Here is a 1373-nt window from a genome sequence, read left to right as displayed (position 1 = left end):
CGTCAAGCCATTGCGCGCTCATCGGTGATGAGACCCCAGGTCGGCGCGGCTGATACATGCCGGACACCAACCGTTCACTCGCTGTTACKCAGCGATCCGGCGCATTCGCGCGACATTGACACGCGGTTCCTAAGCTCTTGTCCATACCACAACACCCACAGGAGCCCGCCATGCAGACCGCCACGATGCACACCGAATCCGCCGTCCGCCCGCCGATGCCGATGCATTCTGCTGCTGCGGCAGCGCGCGGCCCGGCCCGGCCCGACGCCGACACGGTGTGCGCCCGGGTCAACGACTCGCTGAAGCTGCTGGCCGGATCCRTCGAGCTGCAACGCCGCATCGTGCATGCCGGCGACACGGTGTTCCAGGGCGGCCAGGGCTTCCAGTGCCTGTACATCATCAACTCCGGCTTCTTCAAGACGCTGAACGTCGCGGCCGACGGGCGCGAACAGGTCGTCGGGCTGCACTTCAAGGGCGACTGGATGGGCTTCGACGGCATCGCCCACGGCCAGTACGGCTGCGATGCGATCGCGATGGACACCGGCGAGGTCTGGGCCATCCGCTACGACACGCTGCTGCTCGCCGCCGCCCGCCAGCCGGCGCTGCTCGGCCTGCTGCATGCCGCGATGAGCCGCGAGATCTCGCGCGACCGCGATTCGCTGCTGTCGCTGGGGACGCTGCCGGCCGATGCGCGGGTGGCCGACTTCCTGCGCTACTGGGCCGAGTCTCTGTCGCAGCGCGGCCTGCGCGCCGACCAGATCACGCTGCGCATGACGCGCGCCGAGATCGGCAACTACCTGGGCATGACGCTCGAGAGCGTCAGCCGCGCGCTGTCGCGCATGGCGCGCAGCAACGTGATCCGCTTCACCGAGAAGGGCCGGCGCGACCTGTGCATCGCCAGCACCGAGGCACTCGCCTCGTTCATCCAGGCGGCGATGACGCCAGCGTCGCGGGTGCTGCAGTGATCGCCCGCACRATCGCGTCGGACAGCTCCTCGCGCGAATAGGGCTTGCGCAAGAGCTCCCACGGCAGCCCGATGCTGCCGTCGCCCACCATCGCCTCCGACGAATAGCCGGACATCAGCAGCACCGCCAGCGCCGGCCGCAAGGCCTTCGCGCGCCGTGCGAGTTCGGTGCCGCGCATGCCGGCCCCGAGGATCACGTCGCTGAGCAGCAGGTCGATCGGCTGCGTGCGTTCCAGCGCGGCCAGCGCCGGCTCGGCACTCGAATGGACCGTCACCTCGCACTTCAGCGCGAGCAGGAAGTTGCGGCACACCGCCAGCACCTCCGGGTCGTCCTCGACCACCATCACCCGCAGCCCCGGCGGCAGTGCCGCCGTCGCACCGCCGCGCGCCTCGGTGCGGTCGACCAGGT

At 69.6% G+C, this 1373-nt stretch carries 2 protein-coding genes; one reads left to right on the top strand and one right to left on the bottom strand.

What is annotated here, in order from left to right; genetic code table 11:
* Positions 1-170: 170 nt before the first annotated feature.
* Positions 171-965, top strand: coding sequence for a Crp/Fnr family transcriptional regulator (locus AC1D15_RS32375; RefSeq protein ID WP_477829287.1), 795 nt, complete (start codon positions 171-173; stop codon positions 963-965).
* Here AC1D15_RS32375 and AC1D15_RS32370 read toward each other — a convergent pair.
* Positions 922-1373: response regulator (locus tag AC1D15_RS32370; RefSeq protein ID WP_477829286.1), on the bottom strand; the 452-nt coding region annotated here is incomplete at its 5' end. The two genes, AC1D15_RS32375 and AC1D15_RS32370, sit on opposite strands and share 44 nt — an antisense overlap.

It is taken from the genome of Rhizobacter sp. P2_H2, assembly GCF_056403375.1.
Note: the sequence above shows the minus strand (reverse complement) of the source record. Positions and strands in the feature narration are given on the sequence as shown.